The sequence below is a fragment of the Pseudomonas agarici genome, assembly GCF_001543125.1.
In the GTDB taxonomy this organism is placed as follows: Bacteria; Pseudomonadota; Gammaproteobacteria; order Pseudomonadales; family Pseudomonadaceae; genus Aquipseudomonas; species Aquipseudomonas agarici.
On sequence record NZ_CP014135.1, the window covers coordinates 3315843 to 3340655 of the forward strand.

General features: G+C 58.2%; 21 protein-coding genes. 17 read left to right on the forward strand and 4 right to left on the reverse strand.

Annotation, left to right across the window (positions count from 1 at the left end):
* Positions 1-250 precede the first annotated feature (250 nt).
* Positions 251-3181 carry a sensor domain-containing phosphodiesterase gene (locus tag AWM79_RS14475; RefSeq protein ID WP_060783992.1) on the forward strand — a complete coding sequence of 977 codons (2931 nt, stop codon included), beginning with the start codon at positions 251-253 and terminating at the stop codon, positions 3179-3181.
* A gap of 8 nt (positions 3182-3189) precedes the next feature.
* Here the strand turns inward: AWM79_RS14475 and ehuA are convergent, their stop codons facing one another.
* The 4 genes from ehuA to ehuB form a co-directional block, all read right to left on the reverse strand.
* A complete protein-coding gene (ehuA, locus tag AWM79_RS14480; protein ID WP_017132397.1) occupies positions 3190-3984 on the reverse strand; it encodes an ectoine/hydroxyectoine ABC transporter ATP-binding protein EhuA in 795 nt (264 codons plus the stop codon).
* An 80-nt stretch (positions 3985-4064) separates the two neighbouring features.
* Positions 4065-4721 carry an ectoine/hydroxyectoine ABC transporter permease subunit EhuD gene (gene ehuD / locus AWM79_RS14485; RefSeq protein WP_060783125.1) on the reverse strand — a complete coding sequence of 219 codons (657 nt, stop codon included), beginning with the start codon at positions 4719-4721 and terminating at the stop codon, positions 4065-4067.
* Entirely contained in the window at positions 4718-5377 is a 660-nt protein-coding gene (gene ehuC / locus AWM79_RS14490; RefSeq protein ID WP_017132398.1) for an ectoine/hydroxyectoine ABC transporter permease subunit EhuC, read from the reverse strand. Before ehuC ends, ehuD begins: the two co-directional genes overlap by 4 nt.
* A 69-nt stretch (positions 5378-5446) precedes the next feature.
* A complete protein-coding gene (gene ehuB, locus AWM79_RS14495; protein ID WP_060783126.1) occupies positions 5447-6304 on the reverse strand; it encodes an ectoine/hydroxyectoine ABC transporter substrate-binding protein EhuB in 858 nt (285 codons plus the stop codon).
* Positions 6305-6583: 279 nt separating this feature from the next.
* Between ehuB and ehuR the strand changes: the two genes are divergently transcribed.
* From ehuR to AWM79_RS14575, 16 genes are all read left to right on the forward strand, one after another.
* Positions 6584-7978, forward strand: coding sequence for a MocR-like ectoine utilization transcription factor EhuR (gene ehuR, locus AWM79_RS14500; RefSeq protein WP_060783127.1), 1395 nt, complete (start codon positions 6584-6586; stop codon positions 7976-7978).
* A 110-nt stretch (positions 7979-8088) separates the two neighbouring features.
* On the forward strand, positions 8089-9060 hold the full coding sequence (gene eutB / locus AWM79_RS14505) for a hydroxyectoine utilization dehydratase EutB (RefSeq protein WP_060783128.1): 972 nt from the start codon (positions 8089-8091) through the stop codon (positions 9058-9060).
* 35 nt (positions 9061-9095) lie between these two features.
* Complete coding sequence (gene eutC, locus AWM79_RS14510) at positions 9096-10088, forward strand: ectoine utilization protein EutC (RefSeq protein WP_060783129.1); 993 nt, start codon at positions 9096-9098, stop codon at positions 10086-10088.
* Between the two features lie 42 nt (positions 10089-10130).
* Complete coding sequence (gene doeA / locus AWM79_RS14515) at positions 10131-11321, forward strand: ectoine hydrolase DoeA (RefSeq protein WP_060783130.1); 1191 nt, start codon at positions 10131-10133, stop codon at positions 11319-11321.
* Positions 11322-11324: 3 nt separating this feature from the next.
* A complete protein-coding gene (gene doeB, locus AWM79_RS14520) occupies positions 11325-12326 on the forward strand; it encodes a N(2)-acetyl-L-2,4-diaminobutanoate deacetylase DoeB (RefSeq protein ID WP_017132403.1) in 1002 nt (333 codons plus the stop codon).
* 131 nt (positions 12327-12457) lie between these two features.
* Positions 12458-12928 (forward strand): Lrp/AsnC family transcriptional regulator, encoded by a 471-nt coding sequence (locus AWM79_RS14525; protein WP_017132404.1) that lies wholly within the window; start codon positions 12458-12460, stop codon positions 12926-12928.
* Between the two features lie 133 nt (positions 12929-13061).
* Positions 13062-14534 (forward strand): NAD-dependent succinate-semialdehyde dehydrogenase, encoded by a 1473-nt coding sequence (locus AWM79_RS14530; protein ID WP_060783131.1) that lies wholly within the window; start codon positions 13062-13064, stop codon positions 14532-14534.
* An 11-nt stretch (positions 14535-14545) separates the two neighbouring features.
* Positions 14546-15931, forward strand: a complete 1386-nt coding sequence (locus AWM79_RS14535) for an aspartate aminotransferase family protein (RefSeq protein WP_017132406.1) — start codon at positions 14546-14548, stop codon at positions 15929-15931.
* 246 nt (positions 15932-16177) lie between these two features.
* Entirely contained in the window at positions 16178-17071 is an 894-nt protein-coding gene (locus AWM79_RS14540; protein ID WP_026013224.1) for an amidohydrolase family protein, read from the forward strand.
* A gap of 35 nt (positions 17072-17106) precedes the next feature.
* A complete protein-coding gene (locus AWM79_RS14545) occupies positions 17107-18081 on the forward strand; it encodes an alpha/beta fold hydrolase (protein WP_017132408.1) in 975 nt (324 codons plus the stop codon).
* A 242-nt stretch (positions 18082-18323) separates the two neighbouring features.
* On the forward strand, positions 18324-19319 hold the full coding sequence (locus tag AWM79_RS14550) for a GlxA family transcriptional regulator (RefSeq protein ID WP_017132409.1): 996 nt from the start codon (positions 18324-18326) through the stop codon (positions 19317-19319).
* Positions 19320-19666: 347 nt separating this feature from the next.
* Positions 19667-20356: an ABC transporter permease gene (locus AWM79_RS14555; protein WP_060783132.1), complete on the forward strand. Its 690-nt coding sequence runs from the start codon at positions 19667-19669 to the stop codon at positions 20354-20356.
* Positions 20353-21348 (forward strand): ABC transporter ATP-binding protein, encoded by a 996-nt coding sequence (locus AWM79_RS14560; protein WP_060783133.1) that lies wholly within the window; start codon positions 20353-20355, stop codon positions 21346-21348. The genes AWM79_RS14555 and AWM79_RS14560 overlap by 4 nt, the downstream gene beginning before the upstream one ends.
* A 2-nt stretch (positions 21349-21350) precedes the next feature.
* The gene (locus AWM79_RS14565; RefSeq protein WP_026013225.1) at positions 21351-22019 is read left to right on the forward strand and encodes an ABC transporter permease; all 669 of its coding nucleotides are present in this window, start codon (positions 21351-21353) and stop codon (positions 22017-22019) included.
* A gap of 96 nt (positions 22020-22115) precedes the next feature.
* The gene (locus AWM79_RS14570) at positions 22116-22955 is read left to right on the forward strand and encodes a glycine betaine ABC transporter substrate-binding protein (RefSeq protein ID WP_244159561.1); all 840 of its coding nucleotides are present in this window, start codon (positions 22116-22118) and stop codon (positions 22953-22955) included.
* A 206-nt stretch (positions 22956-23161) separates the two neighbouring features.
* Positions 23162-24706 carry an amidase family protein gene (locus AWM79_RS14575; RefSeq protein WP_017132414.1) on the forward strand — a complete coding sequence of 515 codons (1545 nt, stop codon included), beginning with the start codon at positions 23162-23164 and terminating at the stop codon, positions 24704-24706.
* Positions 24707-24813 lie beyond the last annotated feature (107 nt).

Sequence of the window (24813 nt, forward strand, 5' to 3'; positions counted from 1 at the left end):
CCTGCGAATTGATCGTTGGAGGAAGAACCCGTTTGGCTAAACCATTATTGGTCGATTTAAAAGAATCATGCCAGACGGCCATTTCCATGACGCGCCAATAGAGGCAGTATGCTATCACTGTAGTGAGGCTTTAGCCTGGATTGGCACCAGGGAATAAACCATTGAAAAAAAACTATAGGCTTTACTTGTCAGGCACATTGCCGGTATTCAGTCAGTGAATATCACCCGTTTTTTGGCTCAGGGGGCGCTGATGAGTGTTCGTCCATTGACCGACTCCCCACTGCAATCGAACGATTGCGGTGTTCTCACCTCTCAATTGAAAGGCAATCCCGATACGCTCGACATGACCTATGCGGGCAGTAAGGACACAACCGAACATTTGCTGGACTCAGCGCGCAATTGGGTCCACTCCAGCGCTTGGGCGGTTTACCGCGCCGGTGATCAGATGCATCTGATTGGGCAGGGTGACCCGTCGTTGCAGTGGCCCTCAAGCGTTGCCAATGATCAATTCGAGGCCTTTTGCCTGAGCCGCCGGTTGCATCGCTGGCCGACCGGCAGAGGCGAAAATGTGCTGGGTTGGCTGCTCGCGCCAGCTGAAGAAGCCACGCAACCGGCGCTCGCCGAGTTTGCCCAACGCCTGGGTATTCAGGTACAGACCGATACCCTGGCCCGTGCGCAGATCACTCAACGCGTGCTGTATGAGATCACCTACCTGGCCAGTTCGACCCGCGACCGCTCGGTGTTTCTGGTGGGAGTTCATCAACTGCTGGCCAGCCTGATCGACGCCGAAAACTTCTATCTCGCGCTGTATGACCCGCTCACTGGCAAGATCGACTACCCGTATTACGTCGACATTATCGATGTGGATGCCCTGGAATCCGAGAACTACGAATACCTCGATGCTGCGCACCTGTCTTTGACTGGCCAGGTGTTGACCAGCGGTCAGCCGTTGTTGATCGACTCCGCCGCTATTCTCGCAGCCGAGGCCGAAGGTCGTTTCCATTGCGTGGGCGATCGTCCCGAGTTTTGGATGGGCGCACCGTTGAAAAATGCCTCGGACGAGGTGTTTGGCATGCTTGCGATGCAGGTCTACGACGTGGCCCGTATCTACAGTGCCGAAGATCGCGCGCTGTTTCTGGTGGTGGCTCGCCACGTGGCCATGGCGCTTGACCGGATTCTGCACCGGGAGGACCTGGAAGAGACGGTGATACGCCGCACCCTGGAGCTTTCGGCGCTCAACGATGCCTTGAGGCAGGAAGTGGTCGACCGCGAGCGCGCCGAACATCTGCAGAGCGCGTTGTTCCAGATTGCCGAACTGTCGAGCCGCCCCGGCGACATGGCCGAGTTGTTTGAAAGCCTGCATGGCATTGTCGGCGAGCTGCTGTTCGCGCAGAACTTCTACATCGCACTGTTCGACGAAGCGACCGGCGAAGTGACCTTTCCGTACTATGCCGATGAGCGACGGACCACCTGCCCGGCGGCACGGCGTGGGCGCCTGGGGTTGACCGAGTACGTTATCCGTCAGCGTCGCCCTTGTCTGGTCGACACCGAGGAGTCCGAGCGATTGTCGGCGAGCGGCGAAACCGAAAGGGCCCATGAGTCTGTCCGATCCTACTCTTGGCTGGGCATTCCACTGTTCGATGGCGATGCGGTGCGCGGCGTGCTGGCGGTACAAAGCTACACCTCGCAGGTGCGCTACACCTTGCGCGACCAGGAACTGCTGACATTCGTGTCGCGACACATCGACACGGCGTTGTCGCGTCGCACCGCCGCAGAAGCCATCCATGCCGCCAACTTGATGCTTGAGGCACGGGTGCAGAACCGCACCCGCGAACTCGATCACGCCAACGCCAAGTTGCAGCATGAAAACTCCCATGATGCGCTGACCGGGCTAGCCAATCGTACCTACCTGCAACAGCGCCTCAATCAGGCCTGGTCGCGGTTCGACAGCGAAGGCGGGCACCTGTCGGTGATGTTCATCGACCTCGACCGCTTCAAGATGGTCAACGACAGTCTCGGCCATCATTTCGGCGACCTGTTGCTGATACAGGCAGCCGACCGTCTGCGCGGCTGCCTACGCGATACCGATATGTTGGCGCGGGTGGGAGGCGATGAGTTTTCGGTGCTCGCTCCCGAGGCGTCACTGGACGTAGTCATCGACATCGCCGAGCGGGTCCTGGGGGCGTTTGAACTGCCGTTTTTCATCAATGGCCATGAAGTCTTTTCGTCCTGCAGTATCGGTATTGTCAGTGCCGACAGCCAGTTCCACCACGAGCCGGCTGACTTGCTGCGCGATGCCGATGCGGCGATGTACCGGGTCAAGAGCGCGGGGCGCGACAGCTACGCGGTATTCAACCAGGAAGTGCGTCGCCAAGTCTCGGACCAGGTCGAACGTGAAGGTGCCTTGCGCAATGCGCTTAAGCGCACCGATGAATTGCTGCCGTCTTTCCAACCGATTGTCAGCGTCGACAGCGGTGAACTGTTGGCCCTTGAAGCGCTGGTCCGCTGGCATCAGCCGGGTGGCCGGGTGATCGCGCCGGGCGAGTTTCTGCCGGACTTTGAGGGCTTGCGCCTGATCGGTCGACTTGACCTGTACATGCTGACCAGCATTGCCGTGATCCTCGCCCAACCCCAGCACGCCAACTGGCCGCCGGTGCACGTCAACTGCTCCAGCTACAGCATGACACGCCCGGACTTCGCCAGTGAGGTGCTGGCACTGTTGGCCAGGCACCAGGTCTCGCCGTCGCGGATCTGCCTGGAGCTCACCGAAGGTGCGCTGGTCGCCGAGCCGGCGATGGCCCGACGGACCATGCAGCAACTGGCCGACCACGGCATGTCGGTGGTGCTCGACGACTTCGGGGCGGGGTTTTCCTCCCTGAGTTATGTGCATCAATACCGCTTCAGCGGCTTGAAGATCGACAAGTCGTTTATCCTCGAACTGACCACCAGCTCGCGCAGTCGCGCGATCGTCCGGGCGATTGTGCGCATGGCCGAATCGTTGGACCTGAGCGTGGTGGCCGAAGGCGTCGAGGACGCCGCGACCCTGGAGCTGTTGCGCGAAATGGGCGCGGGGCAGGCCCAGGGGTATTACTTTGCCAAGCCGATGGGGTTGGAGGCGTTGACGGCGTGTTTCGCGCGCGGCGGATCGGTGCTCGGCTGGGGAGGCTCAATCAGGCGTTAGCGCGACACCTAGTTGGCTTCCTTCACCGCACTGAGAAACGCACAGGTGCGTTCTTGCCGCGGGTGTTCGAAGATTTGTGCCGGGGTGCCCTGCTCATGAATCTGCCCCTTATAGAAAAAGCACACACGGTCGGCGAACTCGCGGGCGAAACCCATTTGGTGCGTCACCATCAGCATGGTCAGGTTGTGTTCGGTGCCGAGTTTACGGATCACATTGAGCACTTCGCCACACAGTTCCGGGTCGAGCGCGGAGGTTACTTCGTCGAACAGCATGACTTTCGGGCGCATGGCCAGTGCCCGGGCAATCGCCACCCGTTGTTGCTGACCGCCGGACAGTTGCGAAGGGTAATGTCCGAGTTTGCTGCCCAAGCCCACCAGTTCCAGCAAGTCTGCTGCTCGCTCGCGCGCCTCGGTCGGTTTCATGCCAAGGACTTGGACGGGTGCCTCAATGACGTTTTGCAGCGCTGTCATGTGTGGAAACAGGTTGAAACTCTGGAACACCATGCCGATTTTGCCGCGCACTCGACGAATATGCCGATCATTGGCCGGCACCAGCACACCGTTGCGGTTAAGCATGTGGGTCAACAGGTCGTCCTCGATGCGGATCAGCCCGTCATCGATACCTTCGAGTGTCATCAGCACGCGTAGCAGGGTAGATTTGCCGGAGCCGCTGGGACCGATGATCGCGACTTTCTCGCCGGGTGAGACGTCCAGATTCAAGTGGTCGAGCACGGTAAAGTTGCCGTAGCTCTTGGTGACGTCCTGGAAGCTGACGATTGGCTTGACCGCTTTGGTTTCCTGCATGGCCATGGCCTCCTGCGGATGCAGCGATGTCGGGTTGCCGTGCCGGGAAAGGCCGCCAGGTGTCGAGAGTAGAGAAGTCATTAGCGTAGCTCCAGGCGCACTTCAAGGCGCCGTACCAGATAAGCCAAGGCGATGCTCAGGGCGAGGAAAAACAGACCGACCATGGTGATCGGTTCCAGGTAGCGGAAGTTCTCGGAGCCGATGTTCTTGGCCTGTTGCATGATTTCCACCACGGTAATCGCCGACAGCACCGGCGTATCCTTGAGCATCGCCACCAGGTAGTTGCCCAATGGCGGTAGGATTGGCCGCAGGGCCTGGGGCAGGATGATGTGGCGATAGGCGCCGTAGGGGGCCATGTTCAACGCTGTGACCGCTTCCCATTGCGCTCGCGGCACGGCGTCGAGGCCACTGCGATACACCTCGGCGATGTAGCATGCGTAATGCAGGCCGATACCGATAATCCCCACTTGCATGGCGCTCATGCTGACGCCGTAGTTGGGCAGCACGTAGTAGAGGAAATACACTTGGATCAGCAGCGGCGTGCTACGGATGAACTCGATCACCGCGGTGGCCGGCCACGACAGCCAGACTCTGCGGCTGCGTCGGCCGATGGCCAGGAACAGCCCGAGTACAATGGCGATCAGGAAACCGATCAGGGTAATCCCCACGGTGTTCAGTGAGGCACGGAGCAAATCGGGAAGGATTTGCCAGGCATAGGTCCAGTCGAACAGTGTCATGACAGACCTCCTCGCATCCGCCCGCGAGCCAGATGACGCTCAATGCGACGCATGCCGATGTTGATCGCCTGCGCCATGACAAAATACATCACCAGCGCCAGGCTAAAAATTTCCAGGGTTTGGAACGTTGCCTGATCCAGTTGACGAGCCCGAAAGCTCAGGTCGGATAAGGTGATCAACGACACCAGCGAAGTATTTTTCAGCAATTCGATCAGTAGATTGGTACCCGGTGCGATAGCGGCCAGCAACGCCTGCGGCAGAATGATGCGGCGAAAGCGCTGGTAGCCGCTGAAGTTCAGCGCCGTGGACGCTTCGTATTGACCCTTGGCCACCGAGCTGATTGCGCCGCGCATCACCTCGGCACCGTAAGCACCGATGTGCAGCCCCAGGCCGACGATGGCCACGCTGTAGGGACTCAGTTCGAGATTGAACGGCGGCAGCGGCAGCACGAAAAACAACCAGAACAATTGCACCAGCAACGAGGTCCCGCGAAACACTTCAATGTAGGCGATGGAAAACCAGCGCAATGGCCGCCATGGCGACATACGGCCCAGTGCCGCGAGAATCGCCGCGACAATCGCCAGCAGCGAACCGAAGATTGTCACCTGAAGCGTCACCCAGGCGCCTTGTATCAATAGCGGAAGTAATTCACCCATGGTTTAAACCTGGCCATCCGGATTAAGCAGGGAAATAGGCATCGCGCCGTGGCGCCATGCCTGTTTCGACTATTGAGCGCAGAGCTCGGCAGCCGTTTTGCCGGTCACGTTGGATTTATCGAACCCAAAAGGGGCGACCGCCTTGAGGTGCTCTTCGGAGCCCAGCCACTTTTTCAACTCGGCGTTGACCGCATCGCGCAAGTCTTTGTCTTCTGGACGGAAGGCGAGGGCGCCGTATCCGATGTGCGACGGGTCGTCCTTGAATGCCATGACCGCTTCGACTTTTTCACCACCTTTGGCGGCCAGACTTTTCATGGTCAGTTGAGTGCCCACGGCGGCATCGGCACGTCCGGCGCGCACGGCTTGCAACTGGGCGGTGGTGTCCGGTACCTGAAGGATTTGCGCATCTTTCACCCCCGAATCCCGTGCATAGGCCAGGTTCACCGTGCCGGCCATGATTGCCAGCTTCACCTCGGGGTTCTTGGCGATGTCTTCATAGCTGTGCAGGTTCTTCGGGTTGCCTTTGGCTGTCAGTAGCGCGTCCGGCAGTTGATACTGCGGATCGGTGAACAACACCTGCTTGCAACGAGCAGGGGTGATGTACATACCGGCGGCAATTACATCGAAACGCCCGGCGCGCAGCCCTGGAATCAACGAGCCCCACTCGGTCAACACGCCGTCGACCTTCTTGATACCCATTTTTTCGAAGATGGCTTTGGCGATTTCCGGTGATTCACCGGTGACCCTGCCGTCGGTTTCGGTAAAGGCGAACGGGGTTTCGTTGGCATAGCCGATGCGGATATTGCTGTTCTGTTTAACGGTTTCCAGCGTACCGGCGGCGTGGGCGCTGGCGGCCAGGCCGAACATCGCGCAGGCCACGAACAGGCGACGCAAAACATGGGTAGGGCGGGAGGGGAAATTGCTCATCGATAAAATCTCCTGTTTCTTGTTGACCCGTCGGTGACGGCTCTGTGGTAGGAGGCAGTGTGACAAGAGCAAAGCGCATAAGAACTGATCCCATGGATAGGGGAACAGTTCCGATACAGGTCGATGGGCTTTTTTGTGGGCTTGAATAATAGCCTGGGCGTCGACCTTGACCTGAGCATACAAAAGCTCTGAGTCTCATTGTATTGCACTAGGACAATTGCTTTGCAGGGATTCTAGCGGGATGCTGTCCCGACGAGCACAGACCGGGACTTAGCGCTGATGGACAAGTGGAAAGCGGCATTGGAAATCGCCCGCAGCGGCGAATCTAAATACAAGATTCTGGTGCAGGCGATTGCCGACGATATCGAGCAGGGCGTCCTCGTCAACGATCAACGCCTGCCACCACAGCGTAATGTTGCCGAAGCCATGCGTATCAGCGTGCAGACGGTCACCAATGCCTATAAGGAACTGGAGCGTCAGGGCCTGGTGCGTTGTGAGGTCGGGCGTGGCAGTTTTGTTTCGCGGCGCATGAGCGATCGTGTGGCTACCTATATTCTCGATAGCCCCGAACGGGCCCTGGTGGATTTTTCTATCGCGCGGATCCTACACACCCGCGAGCACGACCAGTTCTGGCGTGACACCTGCCGCGAGCTCAGCACGGAGGAGGATCAGCCATGGATTCATGCATTTCGCCCGATTGCCGGTTTCGAGTCGCACCGCGAAGAGGCCATGCACTGGATTGGCCGACAAGGACTGCGAGTGGAGCGTGATGACATTCTGATTACCAACGGTGCGGCTCATGGCATCTTCCTGGCGCTGGCGTCTCTGGCGGGGCCTGATGATGTGGTGCTCTGCGAAGGGGTCACCGACCATGGCGTCATCGGTAACTCGCAGGTGTTGGGATTCACCCTCAAAGGCCTGGAGATGGACCGTTATGGCATTGACCCGGAACATTTCGAAGACATGTGCAGCAATGAGCGCATCACCGCGCTGGTGTGCACGCCTAATCTGAACAACCCGACCACCAGCCTGATGCCTGACAGTCGTCGTCGGGAGATTGCCGACATCGCCCGGCGTTTCGGCGTACACATCATCGAGGACGATGTCTACGGGCCGTTGCTGGATGAGCATCGCGCGCCGCCCATCAGCCATTACCTGCCGGAGCTGTCGTTCTATTGCACCAGCATGACCAAGTCAGTGCTGACCGGTCTGCGCATCGGTTATCTGGTGATGCCCAAGCGTCTGGCGCTGCGCACCGAGAGCATCTTGCGGGTCAATAGCTGGATGGCCACGCCCATGGTCTCCGAGATCGCGGCGCGCTGGATTCGCGACGGTCGTGGTGACACGCTCGTGCGTTTACAGCGCAAACTGTTGGCCGGTCGTCAGGCTATGGTCAGCGAGTACTTGGGCGAACACCTGCTCGGCCATCACCCTCATGCGTTGAATGCATGGGTGGGTATTCCCCGGCATTGGGAGGTCGACAGCCTGGTGCGGGCCTTGCGTCACCGGCATATTGCCGTTGCCTCGCCGGACCCGTTCACCGTGCGTGGCACGCCTCGGTCAAGGGCGGTGCGGATTTGTGTCGGTGCCGAATGCAGCGACGAGGAGATGTGCGATGCGCTGATTGGCATGCGCGAGATATTCAGTCAGTACCCGCAAATCCATGACTTTTGAGAGAGAAAAGTCCGCAAGAAAGTTTGTCGGTTAAATTGCCCTAGTACATTCATTGTGACAATCCAGTCCTCTTAGACTGCGCCCAACCACAGCATAGTCGGGACGCGGTCATGTCAACGTTGCAGCTACAGGATGTTTACCTCGCTCGCCAGCGCATCGAATCGTTGATCCGGCGCACTCCCATGGAATATTCGCCCAGCCTTTCGCAGCGATTGGGCGTGGCGGTGTACCTCAAACTCGAATCCCAGCAACTCACCGGCAGTTTCAAATTGCGCGGTGCGAGCAACGCTGTCGCACAACTCTGCGTCGAACAACAGACCCGGGGCGTGGTGGCGGCATCGACCGGCAATCACGGTCGAGCATTGGCGTATGCCGCGTTCCGGCAGGGCGTGAAGGCGACCATCTGCCTGTCGCACCTGGTGCCCGCGAACAAGGTCCAGGCCATTCGCGATCTGGGAGCCGAGGTGTGCATCGTCGGCCAGTCCCAGGACGATGCTCAGCGTGAAGCCGAGCGGATCGCCAGCGAGCAAGGCGCGACATTGCTGCCGCCGTTCGATCACCCGGCCATCATCGCCGGACAGGGCACGCTGGGGCTGGAAATTCTCGAGCAGCAGCCGGACGTGGCGCAAATCCTCGTGCCGTTGTCCGGCGGCGGGCTGTTTGCCGGTGTGGCGCTGGCGATCAAAAGCGCCAGCCCGCTCATCGTCACTCACGGCATCAGCATGCAACGCGGTGCGGCCATGCACGCCAGCCTCGCGGTCGGGCATCCGGTGGCAGTCGAGGAGCTGCCGACCCTGGCCGATTCGCTGGGTGGCGGCATCGGCCTGGACAACCGTTACACCTTCAGCATGACCCGCGACCGCTGTGATCACCTGCATCTACTCAGCGAAGCCTCCATCGCCAATGCCATCCGCCATGCCTATCGCGAAGAACGACTGGTAGTGGAAGGCGCGGCGGCGGTGGGCATCGCCGCATTGCTTGACGGACTGATCGAGCCACGCGGACCGATCGTGGTGGTGGTCAGTGGCCGTAACGTCGACATCGATCAGCATTTACGTGTCCTGACGGGCGCCGATGCCTGAACCCAAACAATAACCGTCTGACTGGAGCTGCGTTGATGAGTGAAATCATTCTATTGAGCGAAGCGGATCTGCGCGCCTGCGTGGCGCTGGATTTACCCAGCATCGATGCCATCGAACAGGCCTTCGTGCTGCTGGCCACGGCGGCGGTGGCGATGCCGCCGATCCTGCGTTTGGACATCCCCGAACACAATGGCGAAGTGGATGTGAAGACCGCGTACCTGCCGGGTCTGGAGCGCTTTGCGATCAAGGTCAGTCCGGGTTTTTTCGACAATCCGAAACTCGGGCTGCCAAGCCTCAACGGCATGATGATGCTGTTGTCGGCACGTACCGGTGTGCTGGAGGCCTTGCTGCTGGATAACGGTTACCTGACCGCCGTGCGCACGGCGGCGGCGGGCGCGGTGGCCGCGCGTGCGCTGTCGCGGGCCGACAGTCGCTGTGTGGCGTTGATCGGTGCCGGCGAGCAGGCGGCTTTGCAGCTTCAGGCGTTGCGGCTGGTGCGGCCGATTGCAACGGTGCGGGTTTGGGCGCGTGACAGCGCCAAGGCTCAAGCCTTTAGCACCGAGCTGGCGCGTGACAGCCGTCTGGCGGTCGTACCTTGCGTGACCATCGACGAGACCATGGCCGGTGTGGACATTGCGATCACCTGCACCCCCAGTCGTGAGCCCTTGATCGAGGCGCGCCACCTGCATCCTGGCTTGCATATCACCGCCATGGGCTCGGACGCCGAACACAAAAACGAAATCTCCCCCCAGGCCTTGGCCAAGGTCGACCGCTATGTGGCCGATCGCCTGAGTCAGACGCGCATCCTCGGCGAGTTGCATCACGCCTTGGTGGCCGGCGTCATGGCCGACGAAGCGAGCCTGGTGGAACTGGGGCAGGTACTGGCAGGCCAGCGTCCCGGCCGTATCGACGAGGCACAAGTGACCCTGTGCGACCTCACCGGCACCGGCGCCCAAGACACCGCCATGGCCAATCTGGCCTTCGAGCGTGCGCGCTCGACCGGCAAGGGTTTTCAGTTTGGCAGCTAAGCCATTTTTTTATCCGTGCAGCATTTCTCGGAGGGTCTGTGCATGTCTCAGATAGTTGTCAATCTCCCGTTCCAGCGGGAGGAGTACGCCCTGCGTCTGGCCAAGGTTCGAGCGGCCATGCAGGCCCAGGGCATCGATTTGTTACTGGTAACCGACCCGTCGAACATGGCGTGGCTGACCGGTTATGACGGTTGGTCGTTTTATGTTCATCAATGTGTGTTGTTGGCGCTCGACGGCGAGCCGGTCTGGTTTGGTCGTGGACAGGACGCCAATGGCGCCAAGCGCACAGTGTTCATGGGGCACGACAACATCGTTGGTTACCCGGATATCTACGTACAGTCCCGAGAACGCCATCCGATGGATTACCTGTCACGGGAAGTCATCAGTCGCCGGGGTTGGGACGCGCTGACCATCGGCGTGGAAATGGATAACTATTACTTTAGCGCCGCCGCGTACTTGTCGCTGAAAAAGCACCTGCCGAGGGCTACCCTGGTCGACGCGGTCGGGTTGGTGAACTGGCAGCGGGCAATCAAGTCGCCCCAGGAAATCGCCTACATGCGCATTGCCGCACGCATCGTCGAAAACATGCACCGGCGCATCTTTGAGCGGATCGAGCCGGGCCTGCGCAAAAATGAACTGGTGGCTGAAATCTACAGCAGCGGCATTCTCGGCGCCGATGGGTATGGTGGCGATTACCCGGCCATCGTGCCGCTATTGCCCACGGGGGCCGACGCCAGCGCGCCGCACCTGACCTGGGACGATACACCCTTCGAAAAAGGCGCCGGGACTTTTTTCGAGATTGCCGGTTGCTACAAGCGTTATCACTGTCCGCTATCGCGAACCATCTACTTGGGCAAGCCGCCACAGCATTTCCTCGACGGCGAAAAAGCTGTAGTCGAAGGCATCGCCGCAGGATTGGACGCGGCGAAGCCGGGCAACACCACTGGCGACATCGCCGTGGCGTTTTTCAAAGTGTTGGAAAAGTTTGGCATCCACAAGGACAGCCGTTGCGGCTACCCTATCGGAATCAGTTATCCGCCGGACTGGGGCGAGCGCACCATGAGCCTGCGCCCCGGTGACACCAGCGTGTTGCAACCTGGCATGACGTTCCACTTCATGCCAGGCTTGTGGATGGATGACTGGGGACTGGAAATCACCGAGAGCATTTTGATCACCGAGACGGGAGTCGAGACGCTGTGCGACGTGCCACGTCAACTGTTCGTGAAGGAGTGAATCATGAGCCAATTACTTGATAATCCGATCAATGCCACCGTGGATTTTACCCGCGAAGGCGTGCAGCACGGTTTTCTCAAACTGCCGTATTCCCGGGACGACTCGGCCTGGGGCTCGGTGATGATTCCGATCACCGTGATTAAGTGCGGCCGAGGGCCGACGGCGCTGTTCACCGGCGGTAATCACGGTGATGAATACGAAGGTCCGGTGGCGCTGAGCAAACTGGCGCAAAGCCTGACGGCTGGCGAAGTCACCGGACGGGTGATTATCGTGCCGTTCATGAACACCCCGGCGTTCCATGCGGGGCGGCGCACCTCGCCGATCGACAAGGGCAATCTCAATCGCAGTTTCCCCGGTAAGCCGAACGGCACCGTGACCGAGAAAATCGCCGATTACTTCAATCGGATTTTGTTGCCCATGGCCGACATCGTGCTGGACATTCATTCCGGTGGCCGAACCCTGGATTTCCTGCCTTTTGCGGCGTGTCATGTGTTGCCCGACAAGAAGCAGCAGGCGCTCTGCGAAGCCGGCATGCGCGCTTTCAATGCGCCTTACAGCATGCGTATGCTGGAACTGGATGCCGGGTCGATGTACGACACCGCCGCCGAGCGCCAAGGCAAGGTGTTTATCACCACCGAACTGGGTGGCGGTGGTTCCTCCACGGCGCGTAGCGTGGCGATTGCCGAGCGCGGGGTGCGCAATCTGTTGGTGCATGCGGGGATTCTCCAGGGCGAGATCCAGACCCGGAAGTCAATCATGCTCGACATGCCCGATGCCCATTGCTTTGTCACCAGCGAACACGCTGGTTTGCTGGAAATGTGCCGCGATCTAGGCGACAACGTGAGCAAGGGCGAGGTTGTCGCTCGCGTTTACGACGCTACTCGCAGCGGCGTCGCGCCGATGGAGTATCGTGCGTCTCGCAGCGGCCTGTTGGCGGCGCGCCATTTCCCCGGCATGGTGCAGTGCGGCGATACCATTGCGGTCATTGCCGATGTATTGACCTGACCCCAACCCGCGCAAGTGAGCCCTGCTAGCGATTGTGGCGTTATATTCATCATTGATGTGACTCAATACCGCCAGTGCGAGCAGGCTCGCTCCCAGGATTTCTCCCTCCATTTCAGGAGCGTATCGGACCCATGCACAAACTTGATCGCTATGACCTGAAAATCCTGCGAATCCTCGCCGAAGACGCTCGGATCACCAAGTCGAGCCTGGCCGAGGCGATCAATCTCTCGGTGACTCCGGCGTGGGAGCGGGTGCGTAAGCTGGAGGCGCTTGGACTGGTCAAGGGCTACCGGGCACAGATCGACTGGAACGCGGTGTTCAAGAGCCAGCAGGTGTTGGTGGAAATCACCCTGGCTCGGCACACCGCCCAGGACATGCGGCGTTTCGAGCAACGCATGAACGAGGCCGCCGAGGTAGCGTTCTGTTATGCCACCGGAGGGGGCATCGATTACCTGGCGATGATTCAGGCGCCGGACATCGACTATTACCAGCGGTTTATTGACCAGTTGTTGCTCGATGATCTAGGCATCGAACGTTACTTCACCTATATCGTGACCAAGACTATCAAGACCGCCGGAGCGTTGCCGGCTGAGCTGGCCTGACCCTCACCGCAAAAAGCCGCTGTTTGTCGGTGCTCAATCAGAAAAAACCGCTTGCTGCATCCCGCCAAACGCCAAATCACCCGCGCCGCGCTGCCCTAGCATGGACTCACGCACACGGTTTGGAGCGAACCTCATGACATACAAACATCCGCTGTTGTTCAAAGCGCTTTGCTACGTAGATGGGCATTGGGTCCACAGTGACAGCGGCCACAGCGTCGCCGTGCACAACCCGGCCGATGGCAAGTTGATCGGCCATGTGCCGATGCTCGATCAACCTCAGATCGTCGTCGCCGTGGATGCCGCACACCGGGCGTTTGCGACCTGGCGTGAGCAAAGCCTCGATAGCCGTGGGACGACTCTGCGGCGCTGGGCAGCGTTGATCCTGGAACATCAGGAAGACCTGGCGCGCATCCTGAGCCTGGAACAAGGCAAACCCCTGGCTGAGTCACGCGGCGAGATCGCCTACGCCGCCAGTTTCATTCCGTGGTTCGCCGAAGAGGCGCGACGCCTTTATGGGCAGAACATCCCCAGTCATATCCCCGGCGCGCATTTGGGCACCCTCAAGGAACCGGTCGGCGTCTGTGCGCTGCTGACACCGTGGAATTTCCCCTCGGCAATGATCACCCGCAAAGCCGCCGCGGCACTGGCCGCCGGTTGCACGGTGGTGATCAAACCGGCCCATGAAACGCCTTTTTCGGCATTGGCCCTGGCGCAACTGGCGGAAGAGGCCGGCTTCCCAGCCGGCGTGTTCAACGTGGTGCTGGGCGAACCGCAGATGACCATGCAAACTCTGGTTCAGGACAGCCGCGTGCGCTCGGTCAGTTTCACCGGCTCGACCCGCGTCGGCAAGTTGGTGCTGCAAGCGGCCGCTCAGGATGTGAAGAAGGTCTCGCTGGAGCTGGGCGGCAATGCGCCCTTCATTGTTTGCGCCGATGCCGATCTGGAGCTGGCGGTAAAAGTCGCGGTGGCGGCTAAGTTCCAGACCTCCGGCCAGGACTGCTGCGCGGCCAACCGAATCATGGTTCAACGCTCGATCTACCCGGCGTTCCTCAACCGCTTCGCCGCGGCGGTGCGTGAACTGCGGGTTGGCCCGGCGCTGGTGGGCGATCAGGAGCAAAGCGTCGACATTGGACCGTTGATGCATCAGGCCGCATTCGATGCCACCGCCGAACGCGTCGAAGACGCCTTGCAACACGGTGCGCAACGTCTGGTCGGTGGCGAGGCCCATGCCCTCGGCGGGTTGTTTTATCAACCGACGGTGTTGGCCGATGTCACGCCGCAAATGCGCATCTATCGCGAAGAGAATTTCGCGCCGATCGCGGGGGTCATGCCTTTCGACACCCTTGAGCAAGCCATCGAATGGGCCAACGACACCGAATACGGTCTGGCTGCCTACCTCTGTTCTAACCGCCTGGATTTGATCTACCCACTGATTCGCCGTCTCGACCACGCCATGATCGCCGTCAACGGCGTCAAATTCACCGGCCATCCGATTCCGTTCGGTGGCATGAAAGCCTCGGGGCTGGGCCGCGAGGGCGCCGCCGAGGGCTTCGAAGCCTTTGTCGAAACCAAATATTTTTGCCTGCACCATCAAGGCCAATTCTGAGGAGATCCGCCATGAGCCAAGCACTCGACTCGCTATTCGAACAAGACCGTGCGCACTTCATGCACCCATCGACCCACGCCCATGACCACGCCAGCGGCGCGCTCAAGGGGCGCATCATCAAGAGCGCATCGGGCATCCGTATCCGCGACCACGAAGGTCGTGAATTCATCGACGCCTTCGCCGGGTTGTATTGCGTGAACATTGGTTACGGGCGCACCGAAGTTGCCGATGCAATTTATAAGCAAGCCAAAGAACTGGCGTACTACCACACCTATGTCGGTCACTCGACCGAAGCGATCATCGAGCTATCGAGCCGCATCATCGACTGGGCGCCCGAGGGCATGAAGAAGGTCTATTACGGGCTTTCCGGTTCCGACGCCAACGAAACCCAGATCAAACTGGTGCGCTACTACAACAACGTGTTGGGTCGCCCGCAGAAGAAAAAAATCATCTCCCGTGATCGCGGCTACCACGGTTCGGGAATCATGACCGGCAGCTTGACTGGCCTGCCGAGCTTTCATCAGCATTTCGACCTGCCGGCCGAAGGGGTCAAGCACACCGTGTGCCCGCACTGGTATCGCAAAGCGCCGACCGGCATGGATGAAGCCGCATTCGTGGGTTATTGTGCCGATGAGCTGGAAAAAATGATCCTCGCCGAAGGACCGGATACCGTGGCGGCGTTTATCGGCGAGCCGCTGATGGGCACCGGCGGCATCGTCGTTCCACCGACCGGTTACTGGGCTGCGATGCAAGCGGTGCTGAATAAATACGACGTGTTGCTGATCGCCGACGAAGTGGTCTGCGCCTTTGGTCGATTGGGCTCGAAGATGGGCAGCCAGCATTATGGTATGCGCCCGGACCTGATCACCACGGCCAAAGGGTTGACCAGTGCCTATGCGCCATTGTCGGCGGTGATCGTCGGTGAAAAAGTCTGGGAGGTGATCGACAAGGCTTCCGAATCCCAAGGTGCCATGGGGCATGGTTGGACGTACTCCGGGCATCCGATCTGCGCGGCGGCGGCCTTGGCCAACCTCGATATTCTGGAGCGGGAAAACCTCACGGCCAACGCCGCCAAAGTCGGCGGTTACCTGAATCGGCGGATGCGTGAAACCCTGGAAGGGCATCCACTGGTGGGCGAAGTGCGCGGCGCCGGAATGCTGGCCGCGATCGAGTTCATGGCCGATCGTGAACAACGCACACCCTTCGATGCGGCATTGAAGGTGGGTCCGAAAATATCGGCAGCTTGCCTTGAACGCGGCATGATTGCCCGAGCGATGCCCCATGGCGATATTCTCGGTTTTGCACCACCGTTGGTCCTGACCGAGGAGGAGGCCGATCTGATCGTCGATATCACCAAAAGCGCGATCGACCAGGTAGCCAGCGAGATACTAGGCTAAGCTCGACCGCTCAGCAAAAAACCACTCGATCCTTCAATGAACGAGTGGTTTTTTATTTCCAGATCACAACAAAATCCCGCCATCGGTTGACCAAGCATGACTTAAGAAGGCGGCTGTTGGTCTAAAGCTCCGTCATGTCCGGCAAATCGTTCATGGCGAAATTTTGATATTACCCGTCGAGTTGGCGGGAGCGCCGAAGCGCCGCTGCCGATTATTGTTTTCGCATAAAAGCAGGAAACAATAATCATGCTGCCTTCGACAACAAGAATTGATAGTCATGTTCATCTTTACACCTCGAAAGACCTTCACCGAGTTTCTGGCATGCTGCCCTATGCGTTACCGAAGCCGCATCCACTTACAACTTATCTGGATAAACTTATCACTGCCGGAATTGCCCCGAGGCTGATTAACAATGTGCATCTAAGCATCCTCCCGGATTCGGAAAATGTGTTCACTTCTTTTGTTGAACTACAGGGCCTTCAAGCTGCCAACCCCAGCCGCTACGGAGGTATCCGGCTTGTAGGAACAATCAAGGCGGATCCAGCCTACGCCACATCGGAGCGTCTGGCTCATCCGCAGATTATCGGTGCTCGAATCGTTCTGCACGATGCGAAGCCCGAAACTGTTTCCGATACGAGCTTTAGTGATGAGCCATGGTCGGCGTTCTACGCTCGCTTGCTACCACACCAGCATCTGCATGTGTACGCCAAAGAGGCCGAGACAAACTTGCGCGTACTGCGCCAACTCCCCACTCATCTGCGCGTCGTCATTGATCATCTGGGCAGTTGCCACCGGGAACGCGGGCCTGATGAGCCGGCGTATAGCGCATTACTCAGCGAAGCGAGCAGGCGCGGCAACGTCTGGTTCAAAGGCCCAGGTTATCGCACCTCCACCGATCCAGTGGAGACTGCCGGTTATGTGATACAGATTGCCCGAATTGTCGGTGCCGACAAGATTCTGCTGGAAGCCACCGATTCACCGCATGTTGGAACGGACAACAAGGGTGTGCGCTATGCCCAACTATTTGATTTAGCCAAAGCCTTTCACTTTGTCGATGCGGTTGCACAACAGGTGTCCGCACAAACCCATATTCCTGTTGGCCAACTGCTCCAAGCAGCTTCTTGCCAATTGATAAGTTGATCTACGCCCACGCTTTTACCTCGAGATATCTAACGATGACGAACATTACGACAAAAGAAATCAACTTTACCGTTAAGTATGGCGACGCAACCCTAAGCCTCAAAGGCAGCTTATTTCAGCCGGAACAACTCGGCGCTGCGTCGCAAAAATTGCCACCGGTCATCTTCAACTCTGGCTTCACGGGGGGCGTGACGATGTATGGCCAACTGTTCAGTCGCGCCCTGGCAGCTCGAGGTTATCGCGTCATGACCTACGATGTGGCAGGCTTTTTCTCCAATAAGCACATCCGCAATACGTTTGAGGCGGATGGCAAGATCATCACTAACGTCATTCTCGAAGACCAGAAAGACGAAGTACTAGGTGCCATTGAGTGGGCGCGCACGACCTTCGGTGAGATGCCGGTGATCGCATCGTGGGCGATGGGCTCTGTGGCAAGCCTCGGTGCAGTGGCCGAACTGGCGGCGGCAGGGGGGGAACAGATTCGTTTTTGGGTGCCAATGAGTTACACCAACCTGCGCGAGTTGCAGACCTTGCGCGCAGACAAAGACGCGGCTGATGCCGCCATCCGGCGGCTCGCGGACGACGCGCCGATTCCTCCGTTCGATACCGGCACTGACGCAACGCGCCTCGGCTACTATCCGCTGGACCCTGAAACCCAGGCATATGTTGATCAGCAACTGGGCGGCTACACCGAAGCGGGAGGCGCGGATCGTTGGCCGGGCTGCACCTATGTGACCGCGAAGTCCTACACGTCCTATATGACGTATGACCCGGAGCAGTCGATCAAGGGGGCAACAGGCTTTCCGCCCGCGCTGATCATCCACGGTGCCGATAACACCCTACACAGGCCCTCGGAGTCGGTGCGCCTGCACCAGAACTACCCGGGTGATGCTGGCCCGAGCGCGCTGATCATTTCGCACATGCAACATGGTCAGCAAAATCAAGTCGACAGCCCTGTGTTCAAGTCAATGATCCAGCGCATCGACGAGGCCATTCGCGCGCGCGGTTGATCCACTCGACATTCTCCTGCGAGACTTCGGGCACCGTTGTCTCGTAGCGATCTCCGGCATTATGAGGTGTATTGCTCCCCTCATTCTGATCTGTGGTGATGCTGTGCATGGCTCGTTCACTGTCGCAACGATTCAATCTGGCTGAATGCGCGCCCAACCCCTAACATGGTGGATCCACAGCCACTTCCCTGAGTGGCCCGAGCTGTTCACTTGAACGGCTGGACCCTCTTAAAGGATCGGCGATGACAAGCCCCCGTGAGTCGGCGATGCCTGTATACAGCGACACAACCAAGCGAATTGGACTGCTCATTCTCCCTCAGTTTTCCATGATGGCACTGGCGGGCGCCAGCGAGCCTCTGCGCGCCGCGAACCGGCTGTCCGGTAAGGCGCTTTATGAGTGGACCCTCCTTACGGAGTCGGGAGGGGCGGTCAGCTCCAGCAGTGGCATCGAAATTCAGACCCTGTCGATCGAACAAGCCCCTGAGGTTGATCGCATTTTTGTGCTGGCGAGCCTGGACATCGAGCACCAGAAACCACCCAGGATGATACGGTTTCTGCAGCGTGCGGCGGCGCGAGGGAAAACCGTCGGTGCATTGAGTACCGGCACTTTCATTCTCGCTCGCGCCGGATTACTGGAAGGTAAGCGCTGCACTTTGCATTGGGAGTGCATCGCTCAATTCTCCGAGGAATTTCCCACCATCGAAGTCACCAGGGACCTGTATGTCAACCATGGCAATCGCTGGACATGTGGAGGAGGGACAGCGGCGATTGATCTGATGCTTGCGCAAATCGCGCTTGATTATGGTAGCCAGCTCGCCGCCAGCGTCGCGGAGCAATTCTTGCACGCCAGGATAAGAGCCCCGGAAGAACATCAGCGGATGTCGATACAGTGGCGATTCGGGGTTCACGATAAACGGCTGACGGTTGCCATTGCGGTTATGGAGAATAATCTGGAGAGCATCGTGGGTATCGAGGAGATCGCAGACAGATGCAATCTGTCGCATCGGCAATTGGAGCGATTGTGGCATCAGCATTTCGGTATGACACCCAAAAAATTCTATCTTGAACTCAGACTTAGCGAGGCCCGTCGATTACTGCGTGAAAGCACCCAGCCCATTGTTTCTATTGCCTACAGTTGCGGGTTCGTTTCGGCGTCTCATCTGGGCGCCGCTTACCGCCGGGTGTGGGGATGCACGCCAGGGGAAGAACGGCGGAAATTTGATGGTGCCCATTCTTGATTGCAAGCGCTTGGCGATGTCGCCCGCAGGCGCAATTTCTCGAACACCTCCTGAACCGATTCGTCCTACAAAACCGCATAGCAAGCTAATGACTTGATCCGGATGCTGATACGCTCCGGCGGCCTTTGGTTAATCGGCAATCTTCGATCCTTGCTTTCATGACCGCCCCTTTCCTTTGGCGCTGTACGTAGATGGGCTTCGTTATGTCGATTTTTTGATAGAGATCGTCGAACTCAAGGCTCAAGCTCCGTTCGGAACGAGGTAAGGTGACTTAAAAAGTCCGCCGTTCACTTTCAGATGGGCCGCTGGCAAAAAACAAAAATTATATATAAGAAGGCATAACACCCATGGAAACCATGAGTTTCATTCTGGAAAACGCTGGACTGATCAGCCTGTTACTCGGACAGCATCTTTTCATCGTGGCGGTTGCGGTGGGATTGGCAATTCTGACCGGTGTGCCTGTTGGGGTCGCGATATCCCAACAGGCTAGAGTTCGCCGTTGGGTCCTGGCCTTTGCCGCCGTGCTGATGACGATTCCCTCTGCCGCGCTGTTCGGGCTGATGATTCCAGCGTTGTCGTTGATTGGCTATGGAATCGGCGTAGTGCCGGCAGTCATTGCGCTCTTTCTCTATTCGCAGTTGCCGATCATTCGCAACACCACCACCGCGATCTCTAACATTGACCCTGCCCTGCGCGAGGCGGCGATCGGGATGGGAATGTCGACCTGGCAAAGGCTGCGCAAGGTTGAGCTGCCTATTGCGATTCCTCTCATCATGGCGGGAGTCAGGATGGCGACCGTCATCAACATCGGCATCGCGGCCATCGCGGCCTATATCGGCGCGGGCGGCCTGGGAAGTCTGATCATTCGCGGCATCGCCCAATCCGATACCCGCCAGCTATTGGCCGGAGCCATCGTTATCAGCGTCATTGCCGTGGCGGCCGACTATGCGCTGTATGCCCTGCAGCGCATCCTGACGCCAAAAGGCCTGAACCAGAACAACATGGCCGCTGGTCGAATGAAGGAAGCCACAACGTGATCCGGATCGAAAATTTAAGCAAGAAATTTGGCTCAATCACTGCCGTAGAAGATGTCTCATTCAATGTCGAAGAAGGGCAGATTTGCGTGCTGCTCGGGCCATCGGGCTGCGGCAAGACCACGACGTTGAAAATGATTAACCGGTTGATCACCCCGACGTCCGGCACCATCAGAATCAATGGTCGAGATACGTCCGAACTCGATAGCGTCACCCTCAAACGATCGATCGGCTATGTGATCCAGCAGGTCGGGTTGTTCCCGAACATGACCGTAGAAGAAAATATCTGCGTCGTACCTAATCTATTGGGCTGGGATAAAACCAAAAGCCGTCGACGAGCCGCGCAATTATTGGAAGTTGTGGCACTGGATCCATCCCAGTTTCTGAAACGATACCCCTGCGAGCTTTCGGGCGGTCAACAGCAGCGAGTGGGAGTCGCCCGAGCCCTGGCTGCGGACCCACCTGTCATGTTGATGGATGAGCCCTTTGGTGCGATCGATCCCATCAATCGCGACGGGATCCAGGACGAGTTCATGCGCATCCAGCGCCAAGTCGGAAAAACAGTGCTCTTTGTCAGTCACGATATAGACGAGGCTGTGAAGATGGCGGACTGTGTCGCCCTGTTCCACAACGGCAAAATCGAGCAGTTCGGCAGTTCCGATGATCTGCTGGCCCGGCCCAACAGCGAGTTCGTGGCTAACTTCATGGGCGGCGACCGGATCATCAAACGCCTGTGTCTGCTGTGTGCGGCTGACGTGGCCAGCAAGGTCCCGCCACGGGAGCACATGCAGATCGTAGGTGGCAACAGCGGCGTTTCACACTCGCTCCTGATCGTCAAACCTGCGGATGACTTGCGCCAGGTGCTTTCGCAATTGCTGGGTCGCGGCCAGGACTGGGCACTTTGCAACGACAGCGACGGGTGCTTTATCGGTTATGTCCATCAAGCCGACATCCTGGCGCGACTTGTCGAAAATATTACGCCGGTGGTGCACTGACGATGCCTGATTTACTTACCGGATTGTGGAAAGGGTTGCAGTTCTACTGGGACGACATCAGCTACCTGACGCTCCAGCATCTGCAGATCGTTGCGGTCAGTGGCGTCCTGGCGCTGCTCATTGCGCTGCCGTTAGGTGTCTGGATGAGCCGTCCGGCGAACCAGCGTTACGCCATGGCCAGCCTACAGGTGCTTAACGTAGGGCAGGCAATCCCCAAGCTCGCGTTGCTGGCATTGGCCATGAGTCTGATGGGTGTCGGCAGCGGCGCGGCTATCATCGGCTTGTTTGTCGCGACGTTGTTGCCCGTGGCAGTCAACACTTATGAAGGTTTGCGCGCAGTGCCGCAGCATCTACTCGAAGCCGCCGAGGCGATGGGCATGACGCCACGGGAGACGCTGTGGAAAGTTGAAATTCCGAACGCGATGAGCGTGATTTTCGCAGGTATCCGCACGGCGCTGGCGATCAACGTCGGTACCGCGCCGCTGGCCTTCCTGGTCGGCGGCGGCGGATTGGGCGAGTTGATTTTTACTGGGATCGACTTGAACGACTTCGGCATGATGCTGGCCGGTGCCGGGGCGACCGCGTTGTTGGCGGTTGCGGTCGATCTGGGCTGCGGTTTGATTCAAACCATCGCAGTGTCACGGGGCTTGAGGTTGGCCGGGCGAGAATGAACCTGAAGACCAGCGACAAAAACCAATAATAGGAGGTGCATGATGATTTATCGAATGCTAGCCACTCTGATTTTTACCCTGAGCCTGGCTTTTGGTGTGGTGGTCGGCGCTTGCGCCAACAGCCCGATTGTGGTCGGCGGCAAGAAGTTTACCGAGCAGCAATTGGTCGCCGAGATGACCGCTCAACTCCTGCGCGCCAATGGCTACCGGGTCGATAAACGCCCGGATCTGGGCTCTTCGGTGTTGCGCGCGGCGCAAGAGAATGGTCAGGTCGATGTATATTGGGAATACACCGGCACTTCGCTGACTACTTACAATAAAGTCAGCGACAAGCTCAACGCCGAGGAAACGTACCGGAAAATCAGCGAGCTTGATGCGCAAAAAGGCATCACCTGGTTGAACCCTTCCAGGGCCAACAATACTTACGCTTTCGCCATGCGCAAGGAAGAGGCGCAGAAGGATGGCATTGTCTCGATCAGTGATCTTGCGCAGAAGATCGCAACAGGCAAGTCCTATAAATTTGCCTCCAATGCTGAATTCTTTTCCCGGCCTGATGGTTTGCGTCCTTTGCAGGAGACCTACAAGTTTGAATTCGAACGTAGGAACATTGTCCGCATGGACGGCGGCTTGACCTATCAGGCGCTCAGAGACGGTCAGGTCGATCTGGCATTGGTCCTGTCGACGGATGGGCGGATTCCGGCCTTCGGCTTTGTGTTGCTGAAAGACGATAGAGGTTTTTTCCCCAGCTACGCGCTGACACCGGTGATTCGCACTGAAGTGTTTAAAGCCAATCCGAAGATAGCCGAGTTGCTCAACGCGTTGTCGTCCAAGCTGGACGACGACACTATTGCCGGCCTCAATTCTCGGGTCGACGTCGGTCGTGAGTCTATCGAGAGTGTGTCCAGGGAGTTTTTGCAAAAAAATCAGTTGCTCTAGTGGCCTGTGTAGTTGGTTCTGTCAGTCAATTTCGGTGCCACAAGTGAGCTGCGTTGCTGTTCCTGGCCATGACGGGCTAGAACTCGTCACTGCGCCCTGGCCGTAGATTTGCGGCATCTTTTTAGCCTGCTTAGTTGTGATGCTCAATCCGGCTGCTTGAGATGTGAGCGTATTCCGTTCGTCTGTATTTATTAGGGAAGTTACCCATGCAGCTGAATAAAAAATTTATGACGTACTGGTTGTTACTATTAGCGGCAAGTGTTCAGGCGAATGACGGTATCGACCGTATGACACTCGCCGATATGCGTCATGCATTGAATAGCGGCACCCTGAGTTCCGAGCAATTGGTCCAGCATTATCTGGATAATATTCAAGCGAATAATCACCAAGGGCAAAACATCAATGCGCTGGTGACCCTCAACGAACACGCCATCGCACAAGCCCGTAAGTGGGATGCTCAACGGGCGAAAAACCCCACTGCCAAGTACCCGGCGCTGGCCGGCATTCCGTTCGTGGTGAAGGACAACTTTGACACCGCCGGGATGGTCACCTCTGGTGGGTCCTTCGTGCTGCGTTCCTCGGTGCCGAGCCAGGATGCTTTCACTATCAAGACACTGATCGAGGGGCAAGCGATTCTTCTCGGCAAGACCAACCTATCGGAATTGGCTGCGTCCTTTGGCTGGTTTGGCTACAGCTCGTTTGGCGGTCAGACGCTGAATCCGAAAAACACCCGGCGCGATGCTTCCGGCTCCAGCAGCGGCTCTGCCGCCGCGGTGGCAGCGGCATTTGCCCCCTTCGCGCTGGGCTCGGACACGAGCGGGTCGATTCGCGCACCGGCCAGTGTCACCGGTACGGTGGGTTTTCGACCTTCGCTGGGGCTGATCAGCCGGAGCGGCATTATTCCGCTTTCCCTCACGTTCGATACCGCGGGTGTGATTACCGGCAGCGTGCAGGATCAGGCCATTGTGCTGGATGTGATCAAGGGACAGGACAAAAGCGATTCGGCGACCCTTGATCTTGCTTCAGAGCACATACAGTTCGTGCAAGCGCTGAACCAATCCTCACTGAAAGGCAAGGTCATTGGCGTGGTCACGAATTTCAAAGGCGCCAACGCCGAGGTGGATGAGGTTTTCCAGAGGGCGCAGGAAACACTTGGCGAGCGGGGTGCTCGTGTGGTCTCCATCACCCTTCCTAAGGTATTTGAAACCCTTTGGAGCGGTGTGCTGGGGCCGGTTGGAGAGAGCGAATTCAAGCCGCAATTTGAGCGCTACCTGGCAACCCTCAATGCCAATCAGCCGCGGACACTGGAGGGTTTCCTAGACCTTGCCAGGAAAAATCAGGCGCACAACGGTCCGCATGGCATGAATCCGGCACGGCTCGCCGGGCTGGAACGGGTATTGAAAACCGATAGTACCGATTCGCCAGCGTATATTTCGATTCTGTCGAGAAAGATCCCGCAATTGCGTGTGCAACTGTTGGACATCATGAAGAAGAACCAGGTGGATAGTTTGCTTTTCGCAACCATCAATTGCCCGGCTTCGGTGGTTCATGGTGTGGCGGATGAGAGCTACGTCTGCGCATCTGCGGATACTTATGCATCATCGTACATTGCCTCCGCCACGGGATTTCCTGAGATAACGGTTCCCGCAGGCACCATCAAGGGCAACTTGCCGGTTGGCGTTTCGTTCTTGGGCGGGTATGGAGAAGATGCCAAGATTGTGAGTTTTGGCTACTCCTTTCTTGGCCGGTAGTGTTCTTCAGCTCTGTATGCCTGGACGGCAGCGTAATGGTTGGGTTGCAAGTCTGCTGTAATGGGCTGTAATCAATGCGTTTGCCATGAAAACACTGTGGAGGTCTG

What these genes read in the sequence shown, in the direction of transcription:
- AWM79_RS14475 (WP_060783992.1), top strand. Translation starts at nt 251, where the DNA reads ATGAGTGTTCGTCCATTGACCGACTCCCCACTGCAATCGAACGATTGC.
- ehuA (WP_017132397.1), bottom strand. Translation starts at nt 3,984, where the DNA reads ATGCAGGAAACCAAAGCGGTCAAGCCAATCGTCAGCTTCCAGGACGTC.
- ehuD (WP_060783125.1), bottom strand. Translation starts at nt 4,721, where the DNA reads ATGACACTGTTCGACTGGACCTATGCCTGGCAAATCCTTCCCGATTTG.
- ehuC (WP_017132398.1), bottom strand. Translation starts at nt 5,377, where the DNA reads ATGGGTGAATTACTTCCGCTATTGATACAAGGCGCCTGGGTGACGCTT.
- ehuB (WP_060783126.1), bottom strand. Translation starts at nt 6,304, where the DNA reads ATGAGCAATTTCCCCTCCCGCCCTACCCATGTTTTGCGTCGCCTGTTC.
- ehuR (WP_060783127.1), top strand. Translation starts at nt 6,584, where the DNA reads ATGGACAAGTGGAAAGCGGCATTGGAAATCGCCCGCAGCGGCGAATCT.
- eutB (WP_060783128.1), top strand. Translation starts at nt 8,089, where the DNA reads ATGTCAACGTTGCAGCTACAGGATGTTTACCTCGCTCGCCAGCGCATC.
- eutC (WP_060783129.1), top strand. Translation starts at nt 9,096, where the DNA reads ATGAGTGAAATCATTCTATTGAGCGAAGCGGATCTGCGCGCCTGCGTG.
- doeA (WP_060783130.1), top strand. Translation starts at nt 10,131, where the DNA reads ATGTCTCAGATAGTTGTCAATCTCCCGTTCCAGCGGGAGGAGTACGCC.
- doeB (WP_017132403.1), top strand. Translation starts at nt 11,325, where the DNA reads ATGAGCCAATTACTTGATAATCCGATCAATGCCACCGTGGATTTTACC.
- AWM79_RS14525 (WP_017132404.1), top strand. Translation starts at nt 12,458, where the DNA reads ATGCACAAACTTGATCGCTATGACCTGAAAATCCTGCGAATCCTCGCC.
- AWM79_RS14530 (WP_060783131.1), top strand. Translation starts at nt 13,062, where the DNA reads ATGACATACAAACATCCGCTGTTGTTCAAAGCGCTTTGCTACGTAGAT.
- AWM79_RS14535 (WP_017132406.1), top strand. Translation starts at nt 14,546, where the DNA reads ATGAGCCAAGCACTCGACTCGCTATTCGAACAAGACCGTGCGCACTTC.
- AWM79_RS14540 (WP_026013224.1), top strand. Translation starts at nt 16,178, where the DNA reads ATGCTGCCTTCGACAACAAGAATTGATAGTCATGTTCATCTTTACACC.
- AWM79_RS14545 (WP_017132408.1), top strand. Translation starts at nt 17,107, where the DNA reads ATGACGAACATTACGACAAAAGAAATCAACTTTACCGTTAAGTATGGC.
- AWM79_RS14550 (WP_017132409.1), top strand. Translation starts at nt 18,324, where the DNA reads ATGACAAGCCCCCGTGAGTCGGCGATGCCTGTATACAGCGACACAACC.
- AWM79_RS14555 (WP_060783132.1), top strand. Translation starts at nt 19,667, where the DNA reads ATGGAAACCATGAGTTTCATTCTGGAAAACGCTGGACTGATCAGCCTG.
- AWM79_RS14565 (WP_026013225.1), top strand. Translation starts at nt 21,351, where the DNA reads ATGCCTGATTTACTTACCGGATTGTGGAAAGGGTTGCAGTTCTACTGG.
- AWM79_RS14575 (WP_017132414.1), top strand. Translation starts at nt 23,162, where the DNA reads ATGCAGCTGAATAAAAAATTTATGACGTACTGGTTGTTACTATTAGCG.